At 37.0% G+C, this 24,711-nt stretch carries 26 protein-coding genes, 1 pseudogene and 1 riboswitch; of the genes and pseudogenes, 8 read left to right on the plus strand and 19 right to left on the minus strand.

The window, feature by feature from the left end:
- Positions 1-67 precede the first annotated feature (67 nt).
- Complete coding sequence (locus tag WAK64_RS12280; RefSeq protein WP_336587269.1) at positions 68-904, plus strand: glycerophosphodiester phosphodiesterase family protein; 837 nt, start codon at positions 68-70, stop codon at positions 902-904.
- Positions 905-1,094: 190 nt separating this feature from the next.
- Here WAK64_RS12280 and WAK64_RS12285 read toward each other — a convergent pair whose 3' ends face one another.
- Positions 1,095-1,418: a YuzD family protein gene (locus tag WAK64_RS12285; RefSeq protein WP_336587270.1), complete on the minus strand. Its 324-nt coding sequence runs from the start codon at positions 1,416-1,418 to the stop codon at positions 1,095-1,097.
- A gap of 151 nt (positions 1,419-1,569) precedes the next feature.
- Between WAK64_RS12285 and WAK64_RS12290 the strand changes: the two are divergent.
- Positions 1,570-1,892: pseudogene (locus WAK64_RS12290) on the plus strand (NifU family protein).
- Between the two features lie 35 nt (positions 1,893-1,927).
- Here WAK64_RS12290 and WAK64_RS12295 read toward each other — a convergent pair.
- Entirely contained in the window at positions 1,928-2,890 is a 963-nt protein-coding gene (locus WAK64_RS12295; protein ID WP_336587272.1) for a 2-hydroxyacid dehydrogenase, read from the minus strand.
- A 438-nt stretch (positions 2,891-3,328) separates the two neighbouring features.
- On the opposite strand from WAK64_RS12295, the gene WAK64_RS12300 reads away from it, so the two are divergent.
- The gene (locus tag WAK64_RS12300) at positions 3,329-3,586 is read left to right on the plus strand and encodes a SunI/YnzG family protein (protein ID WP_336587273.1); all 258 of its coding nucleotides are present in this window, start codon (positions 3,329-3,331) and stop codon (positions 3,584-3,586) included.
- A gap of 104 nt (positions 3,587-3,690) precedes the next feature.
- Here WAK64_RS12300 and yutH read toward each other — a convergent pair whose 3' ends face one another.
- The gene (gene yutH / locus WAK64_RS12305) at positions 3,691-4,695 is read right to left on the minus strand and encodes a spore coat putative kinase YutH (protein WP_336587274.1); all 1,005 of its coding nucleotides are present in this window, start codon (positions 4,693-4,695) and stop codon (positions 3,691-3,693) included.
- A 190-nt stretch (positions 4,696-4,885) separates the two neighbouring features.
- Between yutH and WAK64_RS12310 the strand changes: the two genes are divergently transcribed.
- Positions 4,886-5,383: a phosphatidylglycerophosphatase A family protein gene (locus WAK64_RS12310; protein ID WP_336587275.1), complete on the plus strand. Its 498-nt coding sequence runs from the start codon at positions 4,886-4,888 to the stop codon at positions 5,381-5,383.
- 462 nt (positions 5,384-5,845) lie between these two features.
- Here WAK64_RS12310 and WAK64_RS12315 read toward each other — a convergent pair whose 3' ends face one another.
- Both WAK64_RS12315 and WAK64_RS12320 read right to left on the minus strand, forming a co-directional pair.
- Positions 5,846-6,610: a TIGR01457 family HAD-type hydrolase gene (locus tag WAK64_RS12315; RefSeq protein WP_336587276.1), complete on the minus strand. Its 765-nt coding sequence runs from the start codon at positions 6,608-6,610 to the stop codon at positions 5,846-5,848.
- 89 nt (positions 6,611-6,699) lie between these two features.
- Entirely contained in the window at positions 6,700-7,137 is a 438-nt protein-coding gene (locus tag WAK64_RS12320) for a DUF86 domain-containing protein (protein WP_336587277.1), read from the minus strand.
- 122 nt (positions 7,138-7,259) lie between these two features.
- Between WAK64_RS12320 and WAK64_RS12325 the strand changes: the two genes are divergently transcribed.
- Together WAK64_RS12325 and WAK64_RS12330 are read left to right on the plus strand one after the other, a co-directional pair.
- On the plus strand, positions 7,260-7,526 hold the full coding sequence (locus WAK64_RS12325) for a DUF3055 domain-containing protein (protein WP_336587278.1): 267 nt from the start codon (positions 7,260-7,262) through the stop codon (positions 7,524-7,526).
- 50 nt (positions 7,527-7,576) lie between these two features.
- Complete coding sequence (locus WAK64_RS12330) at positions 7,577-7,852, plus strand: cytosolic protein (RefSeq protein ID WP_336587279.1); 276 nt, start codon at positions 7,577-7,579, stop codon at positions 7,850-7,852.
- A 15-nt stretch (positions 7,853-7,867) separates the two neighbouring features.
- Here the strand turns inward: WAK64_RS12330 and WAK64_RS12335 are convergent, their stop codons facing one another.
- Entirely contained in the window at positions 7,868-8,146 is a 279-nt protein-coding gene (locus WAK64_RS12335; protein ID WP_336587347.1) for a YutD family protein, read from the minus strand.
- A gap of 126 nt (positions 8,147-8,272) precedes the next feature.
- On the opposite strand from WAK64_RS12335, the gene WAK64_RS12340 reads away from it, so the two are divergent.
- Entirely contained in the window at positions 8,273-8,956 is a 684-nt protein-coding gene (locus WAK64_RS12340) for a YhcN/YlaJ family sporulation lipoprotein (protein ID WP_336587280.1), read from the plus strand.
- A 51-nt stretch (positions 8,957-9,007) separates the two neighbouring features.
- On the opposite strand, the gene lipA is transcribed toward WAK64_RS12340, so the two are convergent.
- Complete coding sequence (gene lipA / locus WAK64_RS12345; protein WP_336587281.1) at positions 9,008-9,922, minus strand: lipoyl synthase; 915 nt, start codon at positions 9,920-9,922, stop codon at positions 9,008-9,010.
- Positions 9,923-10,169: 247 nt separating this feature from the next.
- Between lipA and WAK64_RS12350 the strand changes: the two genes are divergently transcribed.
- On the plus strand, positions 10,170-11,135 hold the full coding sequence (locus tag WAK64_RS12350; protein ID WP_419465943.1) for a M23 family metallopeptidase: 966 nt from the start codon (positions 10,170-10,172) through the stop codon (positions 11,133-11,135).
- Between the two features lie 38 nt (positions 11,136-11,173).
- Here WAK64_RS12350 and WAK64_RS12355 read toward each other — a convergent pair whose 3' ends face one another.
- The 12 genes from WAK64_RS12355 to sufC form a co-directional block, all read right to left on the minus strand.
- Positions 11,174-11,275, minus strand: a complete 102-nt coding sequence (locus tag WAK64_RS12355; RefSeq protein ID WP_336587283.1) for a methionine/alanine import family NSS transporter small subunit — start codon at positions 11,273-11,275, stop codon at positions 11,174-11,176.
- Positions 11,275-12,801 carry a sodium-dependent transporter gene (locus WAK64_RS12360; protein WP_336587284.1) on the minus strand — a complete coding sequence of 509 codons (1,527 nt, stop codon included), beginning with the start codon at positions 12,799-12,801 and terminating at the stop codon, positions 11,275-11,277. Before WAK64_RS12360 ends, WAK64_RS12355 begins: the two co-directional genes overlap by 1 nt.
- A 645-nt stretch (positions 12,802-13,446) precedes the next feature.
- Entirely contained in the window at positions 13,447-14,985 is a 1,539-nt protein-coding gene (locus WAK64_RS12365) for a Na+/H+ antiporter NhaC family protein (protein WP_336587285.1), read from the minus strand.
- A gap of 119 nt (positions 14,986-15,104) precedes the next feature.
- A riboswitch (Lysine riboswitch) is annotated at positions 15,105-15,296 on the minus strand.
- A gap of 456 nt (positions 15,297-15,752) precedes the next feature.
- Positions 15,753-16,055, minus strand: a complete 303-nt coding sequence (locus WAK64_RS12370; RefSeq protein WP_336587286.1) for a YunC family protein — start codon at positions 16,053-16,055, stop codon at positions 15,753-15,755.
- Positions 16,056-16,097: 42 nt separating this feature from the next.
- A complete protein-coding gene (locus WAK64_RS12375) occupies positions 16,098-17,462 on the minus strand; it encodes a bifunctional metallophosphatase/5'-nucleotidase (protein WP_336587287.1) in 1,365 nt (454 codons plus the stop codon).
- 18 nt (positions 17,463-17,480) lie between these two features.
- Positions 17,481-18,302 (minus strand): sulfite exporter TauE/SafE family protein, encoded by an 822-nt coding sequence (locus WAK64_RS12380; RefSeq protein ID WP_336587288.1) that lies wholly within the window; start codon positions 18,300-18,302, stop codon positions 17,481-17,483.
- A 17-nt stretch (positions 18,303-18,319) separates the two neighbouring features.
- Positions 18,320-19,165: a DUF72 domain-containing protein gene (locus WAK64_RS12385; protein WP_336587289.1), complete on the minus strand. Its 846-nt coding sequence runs from the start codon at positions 19,163-19,165 to the stop codon at positions 18,320-18,322.
- Between the two features lie 209 nt (positions 19,166-19,374).
- Positions 19,375-20,772, minus strand: coding sequence for a Fe-S cluster assembly protein SufB (sufB, locus tag WAK64_RS12390; protein ID WP_336587290.1), 1,398 nt, complete (start codon positions 20,770-20,772; stop codon positions 19,375-19,377).
- A gap of 40 nt (positions 20,773-20,812) precedes the next feature.
- Positions 20,813-21,244: a Fe-S cluster assembly sulfur transfer protein SufU gene (gene sufU / locus WAK64_RS12395; RefSeq protein ID WP_336587291.1), complete on the minus strand. Its 432-nt coding sequence runs from the start codon at positions 21,242-21,244 to the stop codon at positions 20,813-20,815.
- Positions 21,234-22,463: a cysteine desulfurase gene (locus tag WAK64_RS12400; RefSeq protein ID WP_336587292.1), complete on the minus strand. Its 1,230-nt coding sequence runs from the start codon at positions 22,461-22,463 to the stop codon at positions 21,234-21,236. The genes sufU and WAK64_RS12400 overlap by 11 nt, the downstream gene beginning before the upstream one ends.
- Positions 22,463-23,770, minus strand: a complete 1,308-nt coding sequence (gene sufD, locus WAK64_RS12405; protein WP_336587293.1) for a Fe-S cluster assembly protein SufD — start codon at positions 23,768-23,770, stop codon at positions 22,463-22,465. The genes WAK64_RS12400 and sufD overlap by 1 nt, the downstream gene beginning before the upstream one ends.
- A 14-nt stretch (positions 23,771-23,784) precedes the next feature.
- Positions 23,785-24,570 (minus strand): Fe-S cluster assembly ATPase SufC, encoded by a 786-nt coding sequence (sufC, locus tag WAK64_RS12410; protein WP_336587294.1) that lies wholly within the window; start codon positions 24,568-24,570, stop codon positions 23,785-23,787.
- Positions 24,571-24,711 lie beyond the last annotated feature (141 nt).

The following is a 24,711-nucleotide window of genomic DNA, read 5'->3' on the forward strand; positions in this document are numbered from 1 at the left end:
TTTTATTGGTTAAACATTCCACTATGATAATCTTGTTGTAAATCTTTTAGTATGCTAGATTAATAGGATGAAAAATTATTTAAATATACTTTTAATAAGCCTATGTGTTAGTCTAATTAGTTGTTCAACAACGGCCTCTTCTAACACTAAAGATATTGAAAAAACTAGAGAAATTCAACCTTTAACAATTGCACACAGAGGAGCTTCTGAACTAGAACCTGAGCACACTTTATTATCTTATGAAAGAGCCATAAAAGATAAAGCAGATTTCATCGAGATTGATTTAAGGCAATCTAAAGATGGTGAGTTAGTGGCTATACATGATGAGACTGTTGAAAGAACAACTAACGGTACAGATAGGGTCAGCGACCTTACTTTAGCTGAATTGAAAGAATTAGATGCAGGTAAGGGGCAGAAAATTGTAACCATTGAAGAGATTATCGAAGAGTTTGGTACATCGACAAACTATTATATTGAAACTAAAACAGATCCAAACGACCCCCTAGTAATGGAACAAAAGCTAGTTGATCTACTATCCAAATACGATCTTATTGATAGAAAAAAAGTGGTTGTTCAATCTTTTAATGAAAAGAGTTTAGAGAAAATCCATTCCATAAACAAACGTATTCCGCTTGTTCGTTTATTAAATAATGAAGAAATACAGGAGTTAAATTTAGATACCTTAAACAACATAAAAGAATTCGCTTATGCTGTTGGGCCTAATGCTCAGTTTATTGATGACGACATAGTCAGCATGGTTCATAATGCTAGAATGGAAATTCACGTATTTTTTTACCCAGACGATGAGAAAGAGTTAACGCCCAAAATGCTTACTTTAAAAGTTGATGGTTTGATCACCAATAACCCTGCTTATACGAAAGAAGTAATAGATTCGTCCAAATAGAAAGGTCTACTATTTATTAATTGAAGGGGTTCATCAACTGGCCTAGAAAAAAAGAGAATTGACGAATAAGAGGTTCATCCTATTCGTCAATTCATTTCTCCAAAATCTAACTCCTCCTAAAACAGAAGGTATTTAAACTACTTGAAAAACGATATTGTAGGTGGAGGCGTTTTTAGCCTATGCTAATTCACTATTTAGGTTGGTAACCAAATTGCTCCAGTTCACTGTATATCGCCTTCAACCTTGGATTTCCTTCACCTACAATTTTCCCTTCTACTAACACGACTGGATAAAAAAGATCTTCCTCAATAACTCTTTGAGCAAACACTTTTTTCTCTTCATGCTCAGGAGGATTATATATATCAATGTAGTCGATTGTAAAAGGTTGTTGAGGATACTTTCTAGAAATTGCAGCTTGTAACCAATCCATTGTTTCTTTAGAGGATGGCATATTCACACAACTTGCACAGATTTGTTCAGCACCATATACTTCAATTACTACTTGTTTATTCATTAGGACTCTCTCCTATTGTATTTTCTTTTATTGTACCGAAAATTTTATAAGAAAAAAACGGATAAGTGTTAAACTCATGTTTTACTGTCTTACAACCTAACTTCTTTTAGTTGCTCATTGAAAAAATTGTTTTTTAACAGTCAATTTTCCTTTGACCAAACGAAATTGTTTCTCAACAATAGATTTTTTTCTCAATAATTATTATAATAAAGAAAGGAAGGAAAGGAGTCGATTAACATGGCTGAACAAGAAATGAAAGAGCAAGTTTCCGAAGTATTAGATAAATTACGTCCATTTCTACTGCGCGATGGCGGAGATTGCGAGCTTGTTGATATTGAAGACGGTATTGTAAAGCTACGTTTACTAGGGGCATGCGGTAGCTGTCCAAGCTCAACCATCACGTTAAAAGCGGGAATTGAACGAGCTTTACTTGAAGAAGTTCCTGGCGTTGTTGAAGTAGAACAAGTTTTTTAATTTTATCAGTTAGACGTGCATTTGCACGTCTTTTTTTAACGAACTAATGTTATAGGCTTATTCCCCGTCAGTACGGCTTCAATATTTTGAACACATAGGCTCATCATTTTTCTCCTTGTCTCCTCTGTTGCACTACCTATATGTGGAAGTGACACAACGTTCGGAAACGTTAACAATTGATTATCACTATCAATCGGTTCTTTTTCAAATACATCTAATCCTGCTCCAGCAATCTCTCTCTGTTTAAGAGCTTCAATCAGATCAACCTCTTTTACAATAGCCCCTCTTGCCGCATTAATAAATATGCCACTACTCTTCATTTGTTTAAATTCTTGAATGCCAAATATACCCTTTGTCTCTGCAGTAAGTGGTGCTAAACACACTACAAAATCAGACTGGGACAGTAGTTGCTGGAATGAAACATACGTGGCCCCTAAATCCTGTTCCACCTTTATTAACCGTTTTCGATTATGATAGAGAACCCTCATGTGGAACCCTCTCGCTCGATGAGCAACAGCTTGGCCAATCTTCCCCATACCGTAAATTCCGATTGTTTTATGATGAACGTCGACGCCTGCTAATAAACGTGGTGCCCAACTCGTCCATTTTCCATCTTGAATCATCGAAGCTGCTTCAATGGTTCTTCGTGCTGTCATTAATATAAGCGAAAAAGCTAAATCTGCTGTTGTTTCTGTTAAAACGTCTGGTGTATTGGTTATTAAAACCCCTTTTTCTTCAGCAACATTTAAATCAATATTGTCGTAGCCAACCGCCATGTTCGCTATAATTTTTAGTTGCTTTCCCCGCTCCAGAAGCTCGCTATCCACCTTTTCAGATAACATGGTTAACAAAGCACTAGCTTTTTCAACTTTATTAAGTAACACTTCACGAGGTACAGGTTCGTCTTCTTTGTACCACATCTCTACATCAAAATTATCTTGAAGCGGTTGGATAATTTCTTCTGGAAGTTTCCTAGTGATATATACAAATGGCTTCACTCCCTAACCTCCTTTCCCTTTTTTCTGCATTTTACAACCCAACATGAAGTAAAGCAAGAAAAGTGAAATACCCTTTCCATGAAAGACGTTAATTACTCGCTAATGAAGCACAATTCTCGTTAAGGTCTTCTTTTTAACTAGCTACGTCGTGGTTAGATTATAATATTCGTTCAGAAATGTATAAAGTTTATTCCCTATGTACACACAATTGACGTTTTGCAAAGAGAGAAAAGCTTGGACGCTATAGATTCAAGCATTCGTTGTATAAGCTAGATGCTACACCAAACAGCCGATTATAAACATTAATGATATAAATGACGCAATATTTTCTAGACAGTATCCTATAAATGACCTATACCTAAATGAATTTATAGTAAAAATTGAAGCTTTTTTACAGTTAATGACGTATGTTTACATATAAAGATTGGAGTGATAGGTATGTTCGAAGTGAAGGTAACAAAGAAAGATGAACACTTACAGATTAAATGGAATTTAAGTAAAATAGAAATACCATTATCTGATATTACAGAAGTACAATATGATGATACTTATAGTGGTGAGGAAAAATCAGCTTTGCGATTTGGTTATCCTTATGGAAACACTGATAGAGTAGTTATACATACAAGTTCTGAGACTTATATTATATATACAAGTATTGGTGGTTTGAAAGAAAAGATATTATCATTTATGAAGTAGTTTACCTTAAAATATGGATACTATAGAACAAGGGAAGGTACGAACTATGCGTTCCCTTGTTCTTTTTATTCAACAATCCATGGATGTAATGACAGCATTTTGACCTACATAGACAGCCACTCTATCCTAGGAATAGATTGAGCCCTAGAAGAAATTTGACATATTTCATAGAAACTACCTAAAAAACGTTCATAGTCACTAGAAAACCTTAAATATCTTTCAAGCTTTTCTTCTAACAGTTTCATTCGTTGTTCTGATCGGGTGATAAAATAATCTTCTACACATTCAAAAAAGTGAAGTGGGAAGATGAGCCTTGCGTAAGTTAAGCGAAACGCGAAAGGCGATAACCTCGAAATTGTTTGGTATTCTTGTATAAATTTCTGTACATCTGGTCCAAATGTTCGATTTCGGCTTAAATATTGACCACGTATCCAATCTGCAATATCGCGGCTACAATGGTCGAATACCCAATCGAATGGAAAGCGTATCCACTGATCCGTCCCCCATGTTGAATTTAAAAATCGTTCATGACAAACGGTACCCGCATCATCTTGTAATGGTTCATCATCTAACTCTGTATCCACTAAATATTGAATTCCATTTTCAGCAAGCCCCATATAGTAAGGAAACGCATCGATTAACATCCGTTCAAAATGGTCATTTGGCTCACGTCGCACCATCTCATAACAAGCTTTTTCCATTTGATCTAGACGTTTTTCCCATAAGCTTTTCCATTCCCCAACACGGCTACTATAGACAATTTTTTCAGGAATTAATCGCCCCCGTTGATGAAACTTTGCTAATTTTCTACCCAACTTTTTTTCTCGAGGAGGAGGTAGCTGCTGATTTTGTACGACCACAAAGTCCTTCCCTTCATGAGTAATTAAAAATTTGCCTTCATTCGCCTTTATAAACGAGGAAACATATCGGTCGCCACGTTCTTTTAAATGCTCAGACATTTGATATAACTCCACTAAGTATTCTTGTTCCACATTTGTCACATTTACAATAGAATATACTACACCATCTTTTACGTAACGCTCATACCGTTCATGATCCATAATTTTACTGGCATTAATTCCAAAATAATATTCCAAAACCTCTTGCAACCCATCATCCCCTTTTTACTTCTCTTACTACATATCTATATGTTGTAAACTTACAAAGCTTAACTAACAACGTGAATAAATCGATTCGTTGTAGGGAAAAAAGGGAATATACAATTTTAAGCACTTCATAAACATTGATTACTTTATGTATTTAATCATAAAACCAATAAAAAAAGAAAAGGTGACAATCATGAAAGAAAGTAAAATGCATCTATCAGAAGAAACCGCTAGAAAGTGGCTACACGAAAGAGGAGTAGAAATTGATGATATCGCGGATTTAGTGATGTTTCTTCAAAAAAAATATCATCCTAATTTAAAAATGGAAGAATGTGTTCATAACGTTGAACGCGTCCTATCTAAAAGAGAAGTTCAAAATGCAATTTTAACCGGAATTCAACTTGATCGCTTAACAGAGCAAGGCTTATTAGAAGAACCGTTACAATCCATTATTTCTGTGGATGAGGGCTTATACGGTGTAGATGAAATATTAGCCTTTTCAATTGTCAATGTGTATGGCTCCATCGGTTTCACGAACTATGGCTATATTGATAAGGAGAAACCAGGTATTTTAGATAGGCTTAATGATAAATCTTTAAAACAATGCCATACATTTTTAGATGATATCGTTGGCGCAATTGCAGCTGCAGCTTCTTCACGATTGGCTCATCGGGCCGCTAATGTGGAATAAGTTGATAACAATGTAAAAATGAAAACCACCTCCTCAAAAGCGTGGTTTTCATTTTTTTACTGTCATGACCTCTTTATAAAAATAAATAACCATTATAATTCTCTTCCTATATTCCTCTTTGAAGAGGGAAGGCCTATTTTCAAACCTTAAGAAGTTAATCTCCACTATACAGCTAGTACATTTTTTCCTCCTATAACTAAGCAGCTTGTAAAGCAAACAACCATAAATATTATAGAGGTACAACGACTTATTCGCCTGAATTTGGTACTGGTCTAGGGATGACGATTGTAAATAGTCTTTATCCTCGCTCATGGTGGCATCTCTGAAAGCCAAGTTACAAAAGGAAAGACGATTACAGTATATTTACCAAAGAACTAACAAGGGTCCGATGAAAGAAAAACATTGATAACGGCCCCTTAATAAATGCTTAAGGGGACCGTTGACAATGCTAACCTACTACCATCAAACCTCCCATTCACTTAGTGATTGAACGGTATACGTTGGTTGAGTAGTTTTTTCTTTTAATATTTCTTTTGTCGTGACTCCTGTATGAACAAGTAATGTATCTATTCCTGAGCGGATTCCAGCTGAAATATCTGTATCATAATTATCTCCTACCATTAGCGTCTCTTCTTTTGAAACACCTAGCACCTTTAATGCTTGCTCCATAATGATCGGCTCTGGTTTTCCAATAAAAATGGGCTGTGTTTGCGTAGATACCGTCACGACAGAAGTTAATGAACCATTCCCTGGTAACAATCCACGCTCTGTTGGAATCGCAATATCTCCATTTGTTGAAATAAATGTAGCGCCATTTCGAACACCTAAACAAGCAAGTGCCAGTTTTTCATAACTAATACCGCGGTCCATTCCAACGACTACGAAATCCGGATTTTCTTCACTAATTATTAAACCCTTTTCTTCAATAGCTGAACGAATTCCCTCTTCCCCAATAATATATACTGTTGCCCCCGCTTTTCTTGCTTGAATATACTGAGCAGTTGCCATTGAAGTAGTAAATACTTGTGATTCATCGGTAGGGATATCAAACTTACAAAGCTTTTCAGCTACTTGATCTGGCCTTCTTGAAGAGTTGTTTGTAACAAATAAATACGGAATTCCCTTACTCTTTAAACGATGTACAAAATCACCCGCCTCTTCAATCTTTTCTTTTCCACGATACATAGTTCCATCCAAATCAATTAAATACCCTTTATATTGTTTCATGTTCCTCTTCCTCTCAAAGTTTCCATACATATAGAATATGCTGATTTATAAAATTAAAAACGCTTTCATTAAGAAAGCGTTTTTCCTCACTAATTACGAAAAGCAGAAACTGGTCCTAACTCATTCGTTAAATATTCGCGCACCTTTGCTGAATAGGCAGAAAGTGATTCCATATGGGTTTGAAAATCAGTTAAGATTTTCGAATGATCTACCTCCGTATATTGTTGAACAAGCATCTTACGGTATGAAATAACTTTCTTTAAATCCACTGACATCTTTTCGGTTATTACTTTTTCATCTGTTAAAATATCAACTATGTCCTCATAGCTTCCTGGATCACGCATGATAAAACCATCAATCATACTATTACCTACATCTAAAATTGCCTCAATAACGGTATGAGCCCATCTCTCGATTGCCGCTTGCTCAAGGAGTGTTACTTTCATAAATGGTTGTTGCAAATGTTTTAGCTGATGATCCATAAAGGTTAGCATTTCTTCAATTTTTTCTCTATCCACAAAGTACACTTAAATGCCCCTTCTTTCCTTGAAAAAGTCATTTCTTATTTTATCACAAAAATGCACACACCGCTTTTTCTGATATGATAATATGTAATAAATAAATTGATCTATCGAAAGGCAGGATGAAGATGACTGAACGATTTTTCTTGTATGATGATATGGAAGAAACAAAAACGCGCTTTGTAAGCTTTATGGGAGAGTACCAACGCTACGATCTTGCCATCATGACAACGGAACGCTATTACGGAAAAAAACTTGTCCTTGATATTCAAGGAGGACGCTTTGCCATTATCGGGAATGATGACCTAGATGAGCCAGGTTATATAGAAAATGTGTATAAAGTTTCTGAGGAAGAAGCAAATGAACTTCGTGCTTTTCTGACCGACATCGTTTAATAGTATGATTTTAAACGTACCCTCCATACTAAAGGAGAAGGAGGGATGGCATGAGTTTTTATTTAGATGATGAAAACTATCACGACTTTTCTAATGTCGAAGCAGGGAAAAATAATTTAATTCCTGAACAACTGCCAGAAGGACCATATGGCAGTCCAAGAGGGAAAGATGTTCCCGTTCAAAATAAATCTACCCCTTGGAAAAACGGCCAACGTTACTATAGTGCTTTTAATTATGAATTTAAATCTCTTCATCAAGGACTACCACGGGAAATGGATGGTTCTCATCCTCCTCATGATAATCCAAAGGAAGACGAAAATAAATAAGGTCAAAGTTGGACCTTATTTATTTTTGGTTTTTTTTAGCACAAAATAAGCACATCCAAAATTACAAAATTCATATAAATAATCATCAAGAGTGGAAATCTTACTATCATATGAGGATTTAGGGTTTTGATCATTAAAAAAGCCCTTTAATCTTAATTGACCGTATCCCCAGTCACCAACAATGTAATCATACTTGGATAAAATGTCGCTATACCTCCCGCGGAATGCCTCTTCATTGAATCCTTCGCGATATTCCTTTAAGATTTCATACGATGTTTTATTTATGTCGATCACAAATTTCACCTCTCTTCGTCCTATTCAATCTTAACGACCTCTCTAGATTATAACGCATTTTCCCCATTAATTACTAAGTAGAAAAAGTAAAACAATGGTCATCCTATTGGATGAGGAGGTGTTACATTGAGAAAATCCGCGGTAACAATCAGTATAGTATCCCTCTCCCTTATTGGATCAGCCTGTGCAAATAGTTACGGCAGTGATGAAATGATTGTGAATGATGATGGAAACACTATTAATATTGCCAATAAAAATGATTTATTTAATAAAAAAGGAAATGTATCAACAGAGGGAACTGTCTCAAAATATGGCTATGTTCGCCATCAAAAAAATCCAGCTGGAAATGGTCAAATTTCTATGGAAAATATGTATTCCCTTAATCGAAAAGAAATGGCGGATATTATTAGCGAGTTGAGTGTTACTCTTCCAAAAGTAAACGACTGTGCTGCGCTTGTCACAGATGAAGAGGTTCTTGTCTCCTACACAACGAACGAAGTAGATGAGCAAGGTCGCTTTGAAGTTGCTGACCAAGTAAAGAAAACAGCTTTATCCGTTTTGCCCCGTTGGTACCATGTTTATGTGACCGATGATAAAATGCTTATGAGAGATGTAGAGAACTTAGCCCCGCTTAGTTCAAATTCTGAAGAGTCAAGTGATCAAATAGATAACGTTATTCGCTTGATGTTGGAAAGCTCTCCCCAAGGGCAGAATGTTGAATCATCAAACGAGGAAATGTCTACGGACATGAAATATAAGGAAAAAGGACCTGCACGATACGATTTCACTAAGCAAAACATGAATCGATAGAAAAAAAGTGATAATAAAAAAGTTCAGTGAGCGATCACTGAACTTTTTTCATTACGCTTCTACAGCTGATTCGCCAAGTTCTTGCTTCGCTTTTGCAGCTGCATTAACTTGTTCATCTGCGTGGTAAGAAGATCGCACTAATGGACCTGCCTCACAATGGCTAAATCCTTTTTCCATAGCTATTTTTCTTAATTCTCCAAATTCATCTGGTGAATAATATTTTTGCACTTTCAAATGTTTTTTAGATGGCTGTAAATACTGACCAATTGCCATAATATCAACATTGTTTGCACGTAAGTCATCCATTGTTTGAATAATCTCTTCTTTTGTTTCACCTAGTCCAACCATAATACTGGACTTCGTCGGTACGTCTGGCTGAAGTTCTTTTGCCATTCGAAGCACTTCTAGGGAACGGTCATATTTTGCCCTTGCTCGTACTCTCGGAGTTAGGCGCTCCACCGTTTCAATATTATGATTAAAGATATCTGGCTTGGCATCCATCAATGTTTTAACATTCTCATAAAGGCCACCCATATCAGAAGGTAATACTTCAATGGTTGTGAAGGGGCTTTTACGGCGAATAGCTCGAACTGTTTCAGCAAACACCTCGGATCCTCCATCTTTCAAATCATCTCGGGCAACAGCTGTTACCACAACATGTTTTAAGTTCATTAATTCCACAGAATCTGCAACACGCTCTGGCTCTTGCCAGTCAAGCTCGGTTGGTAGTCCCGTTTTGACTGCACAGAAACGACAGGCACGTGTACAAACATCACCTAAAATCATAAAGGTAGCTGTTCGTCTCGTTCCCCAACACTCATGAATGTTCGGACATTTTGCTTCCTCACAAACCGTATGCAAATTCTTCTCGCGCATCATTTTCTTAAGACCTGTATAGTTTTCATTCGTGTTAAGTTTTATTTTTAACCAATCAGGTTTACGTAAATATTCATCTTTCTTACTCATACAATCATCTCCATTCTTCCATAATGATACCACTAAAAATAGAAGGAAAACATTTATGTATTTTAAACCATTTACGAAGTTCTTCTTTGACACTGTATCATACTGAAATAACGAAAACAAGCATTCGGTTTCAGCTTCCAATTATTGATATAAATGAATTTCTATCCATGTAACACAATAAGAGAAGAAGCTAGGAAGCTAATGAAGGAGGAGGTAAGTGTTGAAAAAAGTTCTTTATCTAATCGTAATGCTCTTTCTCTTTTCCTCCTTAAGACCTTTTCATGCTCAAGGAAAAGAATTAAGTGAGGCTGATCGTTATCGCCTTCGCATGGAACTTTATACAAAAATGGAAGCAGCTACTCAAATTCCATGGTACTATTTAGCTGCGATAGATCAATATGAACGTAGTTGGCGATTTTCAAGAAAAGACATCCCAAACCCTAAAGGGGTTATTTCCATCTATTTTTCAAAAGAGGAATGGGCAGGTGCGTTAAACCCTAACTTAGAAGATCAAACTCCTAATACGATTGCTTTTTTTAATGGAATTGGAGAAGATGGAAACAATGACGGAAAAGCCGATCGTGAGAATGATGAAGATATTCTTATGGCAATAAGCCAACAAATTTTACAATACGGAATCGATGAAGATAATTTTAAAATTGGTTTATGGAATATCTATAAACGTGATAAAACTGTCAGTATTATAATGGGAAAAGCGAAAATTTATAAAACATATGGAAGTATTTCACTAGATGAAAAATCTTTCCCACTACCACTTCGTTTTAACTATAGCTATCGGAATACATGGGGCGATGCTCGTGGATGGGGTGGAAGGCGCATTCATGAAGGAACTGATATATTTGCTGATTATGGCGTACCTGTCCGCTCAACTTGCTACGGTATTATTGAAATGAAAGGGTGGAACCGTTACGGGGGATGGAGAATTGGAATAAGAGATATTAATAATACGTACCATTACTTCGCCCACCTTAGTGGATTTTCAAAAGGATTAACGATTGGACAAACCGTAAAACCAGGACAGATTATTGGCGGGGTTGGGAGTACTGGCTACGGTCCGCCAGGTACTTCTGGTAAATTCCCACCCCATTTACACTATGGAATGTATAAAGACAACGGCTTTACGGAATGGTCCTTTGATCCATACCCTCATTTAAAGCTTTGGGAGAGACAAGAAAGGCAAAAACAACGATAAAAAAGAGCCTCGGATTATCCGAAGCTCTTTTTTCTTCTTCATTGTTTTGACTTTTTCACAGCATTAAATATACTTGCTGCTAAGCCTCCCCAAATGATAACCACTCCAACTACCATCATCACAATTGCACTCGTATCCATTAAGATACCTCCTTCTTCGATACCGGAAGCTCCACCGTATTAGAATTCCAAGGTTTTACGGTTAATAGAACGGCGATAAGCATTGCACCAATTGCTACTGCCCAACCAGCATTAAAAACAAACTCTAGTGGGTAACTTCCGCCACCGTAGCTTTCAATGATACGCTCTTTTAATTTTCCGTACATCATATAACCTAATACAATCGGTGTAATTAATCCTAAGCACAATTTCCACCAGAATCCCAATTGAATATCAGATACGGAATTGGCATGTTTTTGAAGTGGAGTAAGTTGTCGTGCAATCCACGCAATGAATACCACTTCAAATAACCCCGCTAATGCTACACCAAATTGGTTAATAAATTCATCTGTCACGTCAAGGAAGTTGAGTCCGCCTTGTGTGGCAAATAATAAGGAAATAACGGCTGAAAGACCTCCTCCAACAGCAACTGCCGTAGGTCGTGATACATTAAATTTCTCCGATGCTGCTGAAACAAACGTTTCTACAATGGAGATGAGAGAAGATAACCCCGCAAGAACTAAACATGTAAAGAATAAGAATCCAAACAATCCGTTTAAAGCAGGGAACTGATTAATAATTTCAGGGAATACAGCAAATGCTAGTAATATCCCACTCATGCTCGCATCCAGCTCTTCAAACGCTACACCTTGAGAAAATGCCATAAAACCAAGTGCAGCAAAAATTCCAAAACCAGCTAGTAACTCAACACTAGAATTGGCAAACCCAGTAATAAAGGCGTTATTCGTCAAATCAGATTTCTTAGGTAAATAACTTGAATACGTAATCATAATCGCAAAGGCAATTGATAAACTAAAGAAGATTTGACCATATGCTGCAACCCACACTTCAGGTTCCATAATTTGGTCCCAATTTGGCTTGAAGAATGCATTCAATCCATCTACTGCACCATCTAACGTAAGGGCACGAATAACAATAATTAAGAACAAAACAACTAGTGCAGGAATCATAATCTTATTAGCTACTTCAATTCCTTTTTTAACACCAGCAAATAACACACCTAATGTAATAACCCAAACTATAATTAGTGGAATTAGCACACCAGGAACGAGATCCCCAATCTTTCCAGGGTCAGTGACCTTCAAATAGTCTCCGACTAGAAAGCTGACTGGGCTCTCACTATCTTGCCATTGTAAATTAATTGAGAAATAAGCATACGCCATTGCCCATGCAATAATAACAGCATAATAAGTTGAGATGACAAAGGAAATCATAACTTGCCACCAGCCTAGCCATTCACTACCTTTACTAGCACGAGTATAAGATAATGGAGCGGAACCACGGTATTTGTGACCAATTGTAAACTCTAAGATAAGAAGTGGAATTCCAGCAGTTAATAAAGCAAATAAGTACGGTAAAAAGAATGCTCCTCCTCCATTATCATACGCTACTCCTGGGAATCTCCAAATATTCCCTAATCCAACGGCAGAACCTACAGCAGCTAGGATAAATCCAGCACGTGTCCCCCACTGTGGACGACTTTCCATTGACAATTCCCCCCTACTTCCTTGCTTCTCGTCGAAGCAAGAATATTATAATTTTCAGATTATTTACTATAATCTAACAATAAGTATAAGCACCTATAGGACAAAAGTCAAAGTAATATTTCATAGATTCGAAAGATTCTAAAAAAATAGGGAGGAACGCTTCTTTATAACTTACTAACCTTCGCCACCTGTGATAGATTATCATCCTTAATTAGGATTTCATACCTTTCTCCATCCTTATTGATATGACTGAAATATCGGTGTTATTCTTTGAAAGATAATCAACTTACACTACTAAATAAACCTCCTCCCTTTTTGAGTCAACAATTCTCTTGTAATTTAATCCAATCCTCACTTATAGCATCAATTCACTTTAAATTTATGACCTTTGACCCAAGTCTCTAGCAGGAAATCATCCACATTATATCGCCAAACATTAAGATATATATCATATGCGAATAAAGTATACTATTTTAAATAGGGAAAAATGGAAGTAAATGAACCAAGGAGAATATTATAAAAATAAACATTCTGTTAAAGGTCGTGCATGTTAAGTCCGAACTAATTACCATAAACGGAAGCAGACAAAACGAAAAGGCATGAGTCCGGTTCCATTCCGGACTCATGCCTAAGTTTTTTAATCTATTATACTGTCTTTTCACCTTTATTGCCCATCACAAAACCATAAGCTATTAATAACATAGCGGTTATACCAAGGGCAAGAAGAGTGCTGCCAGTAAATCCTAAAATTATAAAGCCAATAACTGAAATCACCGCTCCAGTAAGGGCATAAGGTAGCTGAGTAATGACATGATCCATGTGATTACTTCCCGCACCAGTTGAAGAAAGAATAGTCGTGTCAGAGATTGGTGAGCAATGATCACCAAAAACAGCACCTGCTAAAACAGCAGCTAATGAAGGAAGCAACATTTCAACATCTGTTACTGCCGCAATTTGCCCTGCGATTGGTAAAAGGATACCGAATGAACCCCAAGATGTTCCCGTTGAAAAAGCAATGATTCCTGCTACGATAAAGAGAATAGCTGGTAATAATCCAATTGGTAAATTCGATTCTTCCACTAGCCCAGCTAAATAAGTGCCTGTCCCTAATGAATCAATTAAACCAACAATCATCCATGCAAAAATGAGGATATAAATAGCTGGTAGCATGGACTTAATCCCTTCCACGATACCGACTGAATAGGTCGATGCTTGAGATCCTTTGCGTAAATTCATCACGACCGCTACAGCTAATCCAACTAACCCTCCATATAATAATGAAGTTGCTACATCTGTATTCTCAAGAATATTAAATATATCCCATTTTCCATCAAACCCTGTCCAAATCATTGTTCCTATCGTTCCTACTACTAAAGCGATGATCGGTAAAATTAAATCAATAACTTGACCCTTCTCACTAACAGGAAGGTCATTTTTTAACTCTCCAGGGATGTCTTTAGTCTTGTCATATACTTCACCAGATTCGATAGCTCTAGCTTCATGAACTTTCATTTGTCCTAGGTTAATACCACGCGTAGTCGTAATAAATACGAGAGCAATGGCTGCAAACACATATAAATTCATTGGAATCATTTGAATAAACGCCGAAAAAGCAGAGTAGTCCGACACATTATATTCCGTGATAATTCCCGCAATAATGGTAATGATATACGCACCCCAGCTCGAAATTGGGGAAACAACACAAATTGGTGCAGATGTTGAATCAATAATGTACGCAAGTTTTGCACGAGAAACGTTGTGACGATCAGTTATTGGACGAGCGACTTGCCCTACTGCAAGCGCATTAAAATAATCATCGATGAAAACAATAATTCCTAGTACTGCCGCAACGATTTGTGCTCCTACTCTTGTTTTCACACGCTTCATTGCCCATTCTCCAAAGGCACGTGTTCCGCCTGAAAGATTAATAAACGCCGTAATCATTCCAAGAATTAGTAGGAAGAGCATAATATATACATACCAAGTATTTAGTGCACCTTCATCAACGAAAATACCTTTAAATGAGTCCCATATAATTGTAAATGTTTCAACGATATTGAATTGAGATAAAATGAGGGCTGCTGATACAATTCCCGTCCCTAACGAAAGTAGAACTCGTTTCGTTAAGACGACCATTATAATCGCAATTAGTGGTGGTAATAATGAGTAAATTGTGTTTTCCATATAGTTTTCCTCCTCCTATTTATAGGACAGGGGGGAACAGTTTGTATCATAGAAGAAATACAAAAAAGGTAATGATAGAGACGCTATCATTACCTTTGTAATATAGACATTTCTCCATCACGATCTGTAGCTCCCCATTATGAAGATGATAATATTTCTTCATAATGACAGTGTTACCTTTTTTCAAAGTAACCCCAATAATAAAGAATTCGACCTATCTTTATTACTTCGGCAAAACTTCCTTTTAACTGTGATCTTCGTTGTCATCCTCACACAGCTTACTAATAAATCTTGCAGCCTCTACCCCATCGGATTTTGATTAGGATATTATTAAATTATTAAACACTTTTACTACTATATCAACATATCTAGCATTTTGCAACCTATTTACATAAGAAAAATTTCCCAAAAAGGAATTTGAAGTTTCCACTTAAGTCCATAACAAGTAAGCACACTAAATATAGCATGTTGTTTACTTAAACACTTTACAAATATTGAACCAAGATCATTCCATACATTTTACTATTTAGCCATCTCTACATAGTTATTTAAAAAAGTATCGTTTGCATCTATAATAAGAGATTTGTTAAAGGTGAATTTTGTAAATGAAATATATGATGTCTTTTTATAAGGGAAGGAGATAGTGCAGTCAACAATTAATGGGTACGGCAAGTAGATAACCATTGAGAATCAATTTTAATATTCAACTTTTTCCTTAAAGGGTGAGAACTAGCGAACAAAGAATAAAACAGCCCTTTTAGGCTGTTTTACACCATTTTTAACAAAGCTTCTTTGCCTATAGTTCCTTTTGTTATTCCTAGTGACTCAGCCTCATGTGTAACCATTTCTAATGGGGCATGTAAAAGTTCGTCAATTGTTTTCACTCCGACTGCTCTACCTGCTATTATTTTCCGGGCAAAAAGCTTATCATTCAGAAGTTTTACATCTAGCGCACCGCACATAATATAGCCATTGTCACATGTAACAACAAGCAGATTAGTTTTTGGAAGTTCTACTGAAATGGCTAAAAATGTATGTCCTTCAATGACAATTGGGGATAAATTCACCATGCTTCAACGCTCCTTTCACCATATATGTATGATGAGAAGAACTTATGAGTGATGCTTTTTTAACTCCCATGAAAAAACATCTCGTATAAATTCTGGCATATAATATGTTTTCTTGGCTCTTTTAAGCTCAGGAAAGAAATGACCAAAGGTAAACATGTCTGTCGTACCTAAACGATATTCTCGATGCAATTCAATTTTTTCTCCATTAATAGAGAGATCATTTATACTCTCACCAATTGTAATCCCTTTATAGACAATATTCCCCATCACTTGTCCCCGAAAACCTAACCCTTTTAATTGTAGTTGTGGCAATTCTGGGTTTAAGCTTTGTTTAATAACCTCTTTCAGTTCTGCACCAGTTAGGGTGACTGCACATGGATTAATAGGGTGAGGAAGTAACGAATGTATATGATATTGTGTAATACTGCCTTGAGGTAAATCACCAAGGACAAGCCCCGAATTAATAAAAGTACAATCTGCCTTAGTCCAATGATGAATAGCATCACACAGAAGCTGAGTTAACGGTGATGGATTAAACCAGTCCCCTTTTAATCCGTTTTTTAGTTTTACAACTTCTTTATTTAGAAGAGATTTTCCTTGCTCCATCCAATCATTAATGAGTTTTTGATCCTGTTTTTTTTCTTCTAAATCTTCTGTTTTATACACAGTTGCCGTTTTATTAACAATCGTATTAGTGCTTGTGTCTATACTTAGCTGCACATGACCGATATAATATCCATACTTTCCAGCAGCTCCAAGAAGAGACTGATGAATGACTTTCCCGTTAGGAAGTAAATGATGTGTATGCCCTCCTAATAAGACATCGATAACCTCATGCTCTGTAGCAATCCATTCATCATCTCTAATCCCTAAGTGAGACATTAAAATAATGCCATCAACATCTGTTATATCATCCAGAACCTTTTTAAGTTCATCTAAAGGCGGCGTCATCTTCCATCCTAACAACTGATAAAAATGTTCATAATACGCGGTAATACCAATGATGGCAAACGTAAACCCACTCTTTAGCTTCTTTTTAATATATGGCTTTACCCACTTCGGTCTCTGGCCTTTTTTGGTGTATAAATTCGCAACAACCACATCGAATTGTGCCTCTTTATACATCGTATCTAACTCTTCATGAGAAAAAGTAATTCCTTCATTATTACCAATGGTCACTGCATCATATCCTACTTCATTTAACAAAGGAACACTTGCTTTTCCTTTTGATCCCTCTGTTAATGGATGCCACTTATCAACAAAGTCTCCTAAATCCAAAAAAATAACTTCCTCGCCTGCTACCTCATGTTGACGCTTTCTTTCTGATAAAAAACGAGAAATTCTCGGCCAATTTTCAAAATGACTATGAAGGTCATTTGTGTGGTATATATGTATTTTTTCAATCACAAAATCCTCTCCCTGCGATTATCCTACTAACCCTTGGTAAATTAAACGAATTCCTACGATAATCAACACAATCCTTAACATGTTTACTAAAGAGTCCGATTTCACTTTCTTATTTAGGTAAGCCCCCAGTTTCGCACCAATATAGGCACCGGGAATGAGCGCTAACGCATAAAGCCAATTAACATTCCCAAGCATTACATGTGTAACAGAACTTACTAATGCTGATAAAAAAATCATAAACATGGACGTAGCAACGGCCACATGTGGTGGAAATAAAAACAGGAGGATCATAGCAGGTACCATGAGAGAGCCGCCCCCAATTCCAAATAAACCCGATGTAAAGCCAACAATAAACGAGATGCCAATTGCTACAATGGGCTGATAGCTATATTCATATGTATTCCCTTCTGCATCTTGAAATGAGCGTTTCAAACCACTCTTTGTAAACGGAAATGGTTTTAATTTATCTCTTACCATTAATACTAAGGATATAAAAATCATAAAAGCACCAAAGTAAATATTAAATGCAACTATATTAAGCGACTGGTTTACCCACGCTCCCACTATAGCCCCAGGACCACTTCCTAGAAAGAAAAGGAGTCCACTCCTATAATCCACTGTTTTATGTTTCATATAGGCTAAAGTAGAGGACAATCCTGTAAATATCATAATGACTAATGATGTTCCTACTGCCACTTGAGGGCTAATATTAGTTAACAAAGATGTACTTGTCCCAAAGTATAACAATGCGGGTACGATAATGATGCCTCCCCCAAGTCCAATTAATGCACCTAGTGTTCCCGCTGTTAAACCTATCAAGACTAGTATAATCCATTCCATTCCATTCACTCCGCTCTTTAAAATAAATCTAACTGTTTTGGTGCTAAGTTTTCGTATTCGATGCCCAGAATATCCACGAAATGTTTTGCATTGTCAGCAGCATCTCCGCCTGAATTATTATTAAATAAAACATAAACATCCTTACTGTCTTTATGCAGTTCTTCAATATATTCCTTCCACGCTGTTAACTCTTGTACTGTATAACGGTACAAATAACGCACATCTCGCCAATTTTTCTGACCAGAAGCATTCCACCCATGTTTATTTCTCCCATGAAAACGGACTAGTGTCATATCCTTAGTAGTAGCTTTTATGATAATAGGCACAGAGCCCATGCCAGCTTGTGGTTCATCACAAATCGAATGAATCCATTTTTCTTTTTCCATGAAGTCTATGGTTTTTTCAAGAAATCGCTGTTTGAACCATGACTGATGACGAAACTCTAACGCACAAGGTAGGTTGTCCATTTTTTCCCTACAATATCGTAAATAGGCCACATTTTGTTTTGTACAATCAAACCAAGGTGGAAATTGAAATAATACCATTGCCAATTTTTCCGACTCTTGAAAAGGGCGGATGGATTCGATAAAAGCTGCAAACATCTCCTCGCTTGTTTGAAAAGGAATGTCTCCTCGTTGGTGCCCCGTCATTCCTTGATATGCCTTTACAACAAAACGGAAACCTGATGGAGTATCGTTCACCCATTTTTCAACATTTCTAAGCGGTTGAACAGCATAAAACGTCGTATCTACTTCTACAGTAGGAAAATTTGCTGCATACTCTTTCAATTTATCTTTCTGTTGGGTCTTATCGGCATAAAGAGTATCGTGATCTCCCCAGCCTGTAACACCTATATAGATCATTTTACCACCTCTTCGCAAGAACTATTTTACCATACTTTATACCATCGCCCTCTTGTTGGATAAGAACAAAAAAATGCGTGTCCATGAAATTTGGACACGCATTTTTATATTGCGACTTCTGCTAGCTAGTTATTATAAAATGAATAGATGATGGACAGAAATGAATCATCCACCATCCTTCATACTGTTGAAAAGGTTAAGCTTGAGTTTTATCCAATAGAACCTTCCATTTCGAACTTAATTAAACGGTTCATTTCTACAGCGTATTCCATTGGTAGTTCTTTTGTAAATGGCTCAATAAAGCCCATTACAATCATTTCCGTTGCTTCTTCTTCTGAAATTCCACGGCTCATTAAGTAGAACAATTGCTCTTCAGATACTTTCGAAACTTTTGCTTCGTGCTCTAAGGAAATGTTATCATTTAAAATCTCATTGTATGGAATCGTATCAGATGTCGATTGATTATCCATGATAAGAGTGTCACATTCGATATTTGAACGAGCACCTTCCGCTTTACGACCGAAGTGAACAATCCCACGGTAGGTTACTTTTCCACCTTGCTTGGAAATCGATTTTGATACAATCGTCGATGATGTATTCGGTGCTAAGTGGATCATTTTCGCCCCAGCATCCTGATGTTGCCCTTTACCAGCAAGTGCAATTGAAAGCGTCATTCCACGTGCACCTTCACCTTTTAAAACAACCGCTGGATACTTCATTGTTAATTTAGAACCAATGTTACCATCAATCCATTCCATCGTGGCATTTTCTTCACAAACGGCACGTTTTGTCACAAGATTGTACACGTTATTAGCCCAGTTCTGAATCGTTGTATATCGACAGTAAGCATCTTTTTTAATAATGATTTCAACAACCGCTGAGTGAAGAGAGTTTGTCGTATACACAGGTGCAGTACATCCTTCAACGTAATGAACATGTGCTCCTTCATCAACAATAATTAACGTACGCTCAAATTGGCCCATATTTTCTGAATTGATTCGGAAATAGGCTTGAAGTGGCGTTTCTACTTTTACACCTTTAGGTACGTAAATGAATGAGCCACCAGACCATACAGCCGAATTTAAAGCAGCGAATTTATTATCTGTTGCTGGGATTACCTTAGCCCAATGCTCACGGAAAATTTCTTCATTTTCCTTAAGGGCAGAATCCGTATCCTTAAAGACAATTCCCTGCTCTTCTAAATCTTCCTGCATATTATGATATACCACTTCAGATTCATACTGTGCAGAAACACCTGCTAAATATTTTTGCTCTGCTTCAGGAATTCCTAGCTTATCAAAGGTTTGTTTAATCTCCTCTGGAACCTCATCCCATGTTCGCTCTGATTTTTCAGATGGTTTTACATAGTACGTAATTTCATCAAAGTTTAATGAGTTTAAGTCTCCGCCCCATTGTGGCATAGACATATTGTAAAAATGCTCTAATGACTTTAAGCGAAAGTCGAGCATCCATTGTGGCTCCTCTTTCATACGAGAAATTTCTTCCACAATTTCACGTGTTAGGCCTCGCTTTGAACGGAAGATCGACACGTCTTTGTCTTTAAAGCCGTATTTATAATCTCCGATCTCTGGCATGTTTTTCGCCATGTTGATTCCTCCATTTTCAATATTGTATATGCTTTATTGCTTAAGCTTCGTTAATACCCTTCTCCATTGCTTTCCAGGCAAGTGTCGCACATTTAATACGAGCTGGAAACTTAGCAACTCCTTGCAAAGCTTCAATATCGCCTAAATCAATATCATCATCATAGTCTTTTCCTTGCATCATATCCGAAAAAATACTGGAAAGTTTTAATGCGGTTTCACTATCTTTCCCTTTAATGGCTTGTGTCATCATGGATGCCGAAGCCATAGAAATAGAGCAGCCTTCTCCATCAAATTTAGCATCCTGTACAATACCATTTTCCACATTCATGGTAAGGCGAATTCTATCCCCACAGGTTGGATTATTCATATCAACCGTCATACTTCCATTCTCAATCGAACCTTTATTTCGCGGATTTTTATAATGATCCATAATCACTTGACGATATAATGTATCTAGATTATTAAAAGACATCGCTAAAATACTCCTTCGTTTTTACAACCCCTTCAACAAGCTTATCAATATCTTCCTCCGTGTTGTATAAATAAAAACTGGCTCGGGCTGTAGCTGATACATTTAACCATTTCATTAATGGTTGGGCACAATGATGACCAGCACGGACCGCAATCCCTTCCGCATCTAACACAGTTGCTAAATCATGAGGATGAACGTCATCTACATTAAAGGTAACGAGTCCTGCACGTTTACCAGGTTCTTTAGGACCATAAATAGACATTCCTTTTATACTAGACATTCTTTCGAGTGCGTAAGCAGCTAACTTATGCTCATGTTTTTCAATATGATTTAAACCAATCTGTTCTAGGAAATCAATAGCTGCACCCAAACCGATAGCACCTGCAATAATCGGTGTCCCACCTTCAAATTTCCAAGGTAGCTCTTTCCATGTGGATTCATAAAGACCAACAAAATCTATCATTTCTCCACCGAATTCAACAGGTTCCATCTCTTCCAGAAGATGCTTTTTCCCATACAAGACACCAATACCTGTTGGGGCACACATTTTATGACCAGAAAATGCAAAGAAATCACATTCTAAATCTTGAACATCTACTTTCATATGGGGAGCAGCTTGTGCTCCATCGACCACCATAATAGCACCAAATTCATGAGCAATTTGAGTAATTTCCTTTATGGGGTTCATCGTCCCGAGAACATTTGACACTTGCATGATTGAGACAATCTTTGTCTTGCTCGTAATCGTGGCACGAACATCCTCTAATGTAATCGTCCCATCCTCTTGAAGCGGAATATACTTTAACGTCGCTCCGGTTGCCTTCGCAAGTTGTTGCCAAGGTATGATATTACTATGGTGCTCCATATAGGTTATGACAATTTCATCTCCTGTGGATACATTAGCCATTCCATAACTTTTGGCAACAAGATTTAAGGCTGTCGTTGTTCCTCTAGTAAAAATCACTTCTTCCATCGAAGAAGCATTTATGAATTTCCTAACCTTCTCACGTGCGCCTTCATAACCATCTGTTGCTCGAGTACCTAAAGTATGAACTCCGCGATGTACGTTAGAATTATAGCCTCGATAATAGTCGTCCAGTGCTTCAATAACCTGAATCGGCTTTTGAGAAGTAGCTGCACTATCTAAATAAACGAGTGGATGGCCATTTACTTCTTGGTCGAGAATCGGAAATTGTTTACGAATCTCTCTAACATCCATTATTGTACTTTCCTTTCAATGACCTCTACTAGTTGCTTTTTAACACCATCAATAGGTAGTTCGTTCACTACTGGTGCAAGGAAGCCATGAATGATCAAACGTTCAGCTTCTTTCCGAGAAATTCCGCGACTCATTAAATAATAAAGCTGAAGTGGATCTACACGGCCAACGGACGCTGCGTGACCCGCTGTTACATCATCTTCATCAATTAATAAAATTGGGTTAGCGTCTCCTCTAGCTTTTTCACTTAGCATAAGTACACGAGACTCTTGTTCTGCATTTGACTTGGAAGCCCCATGCTCAATTTTCCCAATCCCATTAAAGATTGAACTAGCTTCGTCTTTCATTACACCGTGTTTTAATATATATCCCTCAGAATTTTCCCCAAAATGAACGACCTTCGTTGTGAAGTTTTGCTTTTGTGATCCTCGACCTACAACAACGGTTTTAGATTCTCCAAAAGATCCATCGCCCATTAAATTCGTTACATTTTCAGAAATCGTATTACCATCATTCATCAAGCCTAATGCCCATTCAACACGCGCGTCACGTCCAGCCACACCACGACGATTCACATATGTTGTTAATCCTTCTGCAAGATTATCAACTGCACCGTACGCGATTTTTGCATTACCATTGGCCACAACTTCTGTGATGAGATTGAAAACCCCATCGTTCACTGTACATGTAGAAATATAGTTTTCCACATATGTAACCGAGCTATTGTCGTCAGCTACAACTAGTACATGATTGAATAAAGTTGTATTTTCATCATCGTGCACGTATATTGCTTGAATAGGTTCTTGAATCTCAACATTTTTCGGGACATATAAGAAAGCCCCACCGTTTAATAATGCAGTATGCAAGGCAGTAAGCTTATGTTCATCCACTTTCACTGCATTCATAAAATATTTTTGTACAAGTTCACTATGCTCTTTCACCGCTGTAAAAATATCTGTAAATATAACGCCTTGACTTACTAATTCAGGAGAAAGTGACACCAATGATGGTGTATTATTTCTTTGAATATAGAGGTTTGATGCTTGTTCACCTGTATTTAAAAGAGCCTTTACTTCTTCCGGTAACTCTTCAATTGAAGCGTACGCTTCGCTATTGACATTATGAGTTCCGAATGAAGAAAAGTTCCATTTATCGATTTTTGTCTTATCTGGCTTTGGCATTGGAAGATCTTCTGCCTTTGTAAATGCTTCCTTTCGCAAAGAGGTAAGCCATTCTGGCTCTCCTTTTTGTGTTGAGAAGGTATTTACGTAATCTATATCTACTGTTAATTTCGTTTCCACAGTCACATTCCTCCTAACAATTACGCTTCTTGACCAACTGTTTCGTCTTCAATTCCAAGCTCTTGCTTAATCCAGTCATATCCTTCTGACTCTAGACGTTGCGCAAGTTCAGGACCGCCCGACTTAACAATACGGCCTTGCATCATAACATGTACTTTATCTGGTGTAATATAGTTAAGAAGACGCTGATAGTGAGTAATCATTAAGCAACCAAAATCAGAGCTACGCATTTCGTTAATTCCTTTAGAAACTACTTTAAGCGCGTCAATATCTAGACCTGAATCAATCTCATCTAAAATGGCAATTTTCGGCTGGATCATCATTAATTGAAGGATTTCATTCCGTTTTTTCTCTCCACCAGAGAACCCTTCATTTAAATAACGCTGTGCCATTTCTGGATCCATTTCTAGAAGTTCCATCTTTGAATCCATTTGACGAATGAATTTCATTAGGGAAATCTCTTCTCCCTCTTCACGACGACTGTTAATCGCAGAACGTAAGAAGTCAGCGTTTGTTACACCACTGATTTCACTTGGGTATTGCATAGCAAGGAATAATCCTGCTTGAGCACGTTCATCGACTTCCATTTCTAAAACATCTTTACCATCAAACATAATACTTCCGCTTGTTACTTCATATTTTGGGTGTCCCATAATTGCAGAAGATAACGTCGATTTACCAGTACCATTTGGTCCCATAATCGCATGAATTTCTCCACCTTTAACCTCTAAGTTAACACCCTTTAAAATTTCTTTCCCATCAATAGCTACATGTAAATCTGTAATTGTTAACGTTGAACCTGACATCTTCATACCTCCAAAAACATTTATAATATTTGCTAAAGCAAAATCATTCTCAATCTATTCTCATTACAATCTTATAACAAATGAAAATTATAAGCAACTACTTAAACTGAGTTTTCACTATGTACGTATTGCAAAAGGTTT

The sequence above is a fragment of the Bacillus spongiae genome, assembly GCF_037120725.1.
Lineage (GTDB): Bacteria > Bacillota > Bacilli > Bacillales > Bacillaceae_K > Bacillus_CI > Bacillus_CI spongiae.

Coding starts and splice junctions, on each gene's coding strand:
- sufB (WP_336587290.1), bottom strand. CDS start 20,772: ATGGCGAAAAACATGCCAGAGATCGGAGATTATAAATACGGCTTTAAA.
- WAK64_RS12360 (WP_336587284.1), bottom strand. CDS start 12,801: ATGGAAAGTCGTCCACAGTGGGGGACACGTGCTGGATTTATCCTAGCT.
- WAK64_RS12380 (WP_336587288.1), bottom strand. CDS start 18,302: ATGGAATGGATTATACTAGTCTTGATAGGTTTAACAGCGGGAACACTA.
- WAK64_RS12370 (WP_336587286.1), bottom strand. CDS start 16,055: ATGGTGAATTTATCCCCAATTGTCATTGAAGGACATACATTTTTAGCC.
- WAK64_RS12365 (WP_336587285.1), bottom strand. CDS start 14,985: ATGGAAAACACAATTTACTCATTATTACCACCACTAATTGCGATTATA.
- WAK64_RS12285 (WP_336587270.1), bottom strand. CDS start 1,418: ATGAATAAACAAGTAGTAATTGAAGTATATGGTGCTGAACAAATCTGT.
- WAK64_RS12300 (WP_336587273.1), top strand. CDS start 3,329: ATGTTCGAAGTGAAGGTAACAAAGAAAGATGAACACTTACAGATTAAA.
- WAK64_RS12400 (WP_336587292.1), bottom strand. CDS start 22,463: ATGGATGTTAGAGAGATTCGTAAACAATTTCCGATTCTCGACCAAGAA.
- WAK64_RS12325 (WP_336587278.1), top strand. CDS start 7,260: ATGACTGAACGATTTTTCTTGTATGATGATATGGAAGAAACAAAAACG.
- WAK64_RS12315 (WP_336587276.1), bottom strand. CDS start 6,610: ATGAAACAATATAAAGGGTATTTAATTGATTTGGATGGAACTATGTAT.
- WAK64_RS12350 (WP_419465943.1), top strand. CDS start 10,170: ATGCTCTTTCTCTTTTCCTCCTTAAGACCTTTTCATGCTCAAGGAAAA.
- sufC (WP_336587294.1), bottom strand. CDS start 24,570: ATGTCAGGTTCAACGTTAACAATTACAGATTTACATGTAGCTATTGAT.
- lipA (WP_336587281.1), bottom strand. CDS start 9,922: ATGAGTAAGAAAGATGAATATTTACGTAAACCTGATTGGTTAAAAATA.
- WAK64_RS12330 (WP_336587279.1), top strand. CDS start 7,577: ATGAGTTTTTATTTAGATGATGAAAACTATCACGACTTTTCTAATGTC.
- WAK64_RS12280 (WP_336587269.1), top strand. CDS start 68: ATGAAAAATTATTTAAATATACTTTTAATAAGCCTATGTGTTAGTCTA.
- WAK64_RS12385 (WP_336587289.1), bottom strand. CDS start 19,165: ATGATCTATATAGGTGTTACAGGCTGGGGAGATCACGATACTCTTTAT.
- sufU (WP_336587291.1), bottom strand. CDS start 21,244: ATGTCTTTTAATAATCTAGATACATTATATCGTCAAGTGATTATGGAT.
- WAK64_RS12310 (WP_336587275.1), top strand. CDS start 4,886: ATGAAAGAAAGTAAAATGCATCTATCAGAAGAAACCGCTAGAAAGTGG.
- WAK64_RS12355 (WP_336587283.1), bottom strand. CDS start 11,275: ATGGATACGAGTGCAATTGTGATGATGGTAGTTGGAGTGGTTATCATT.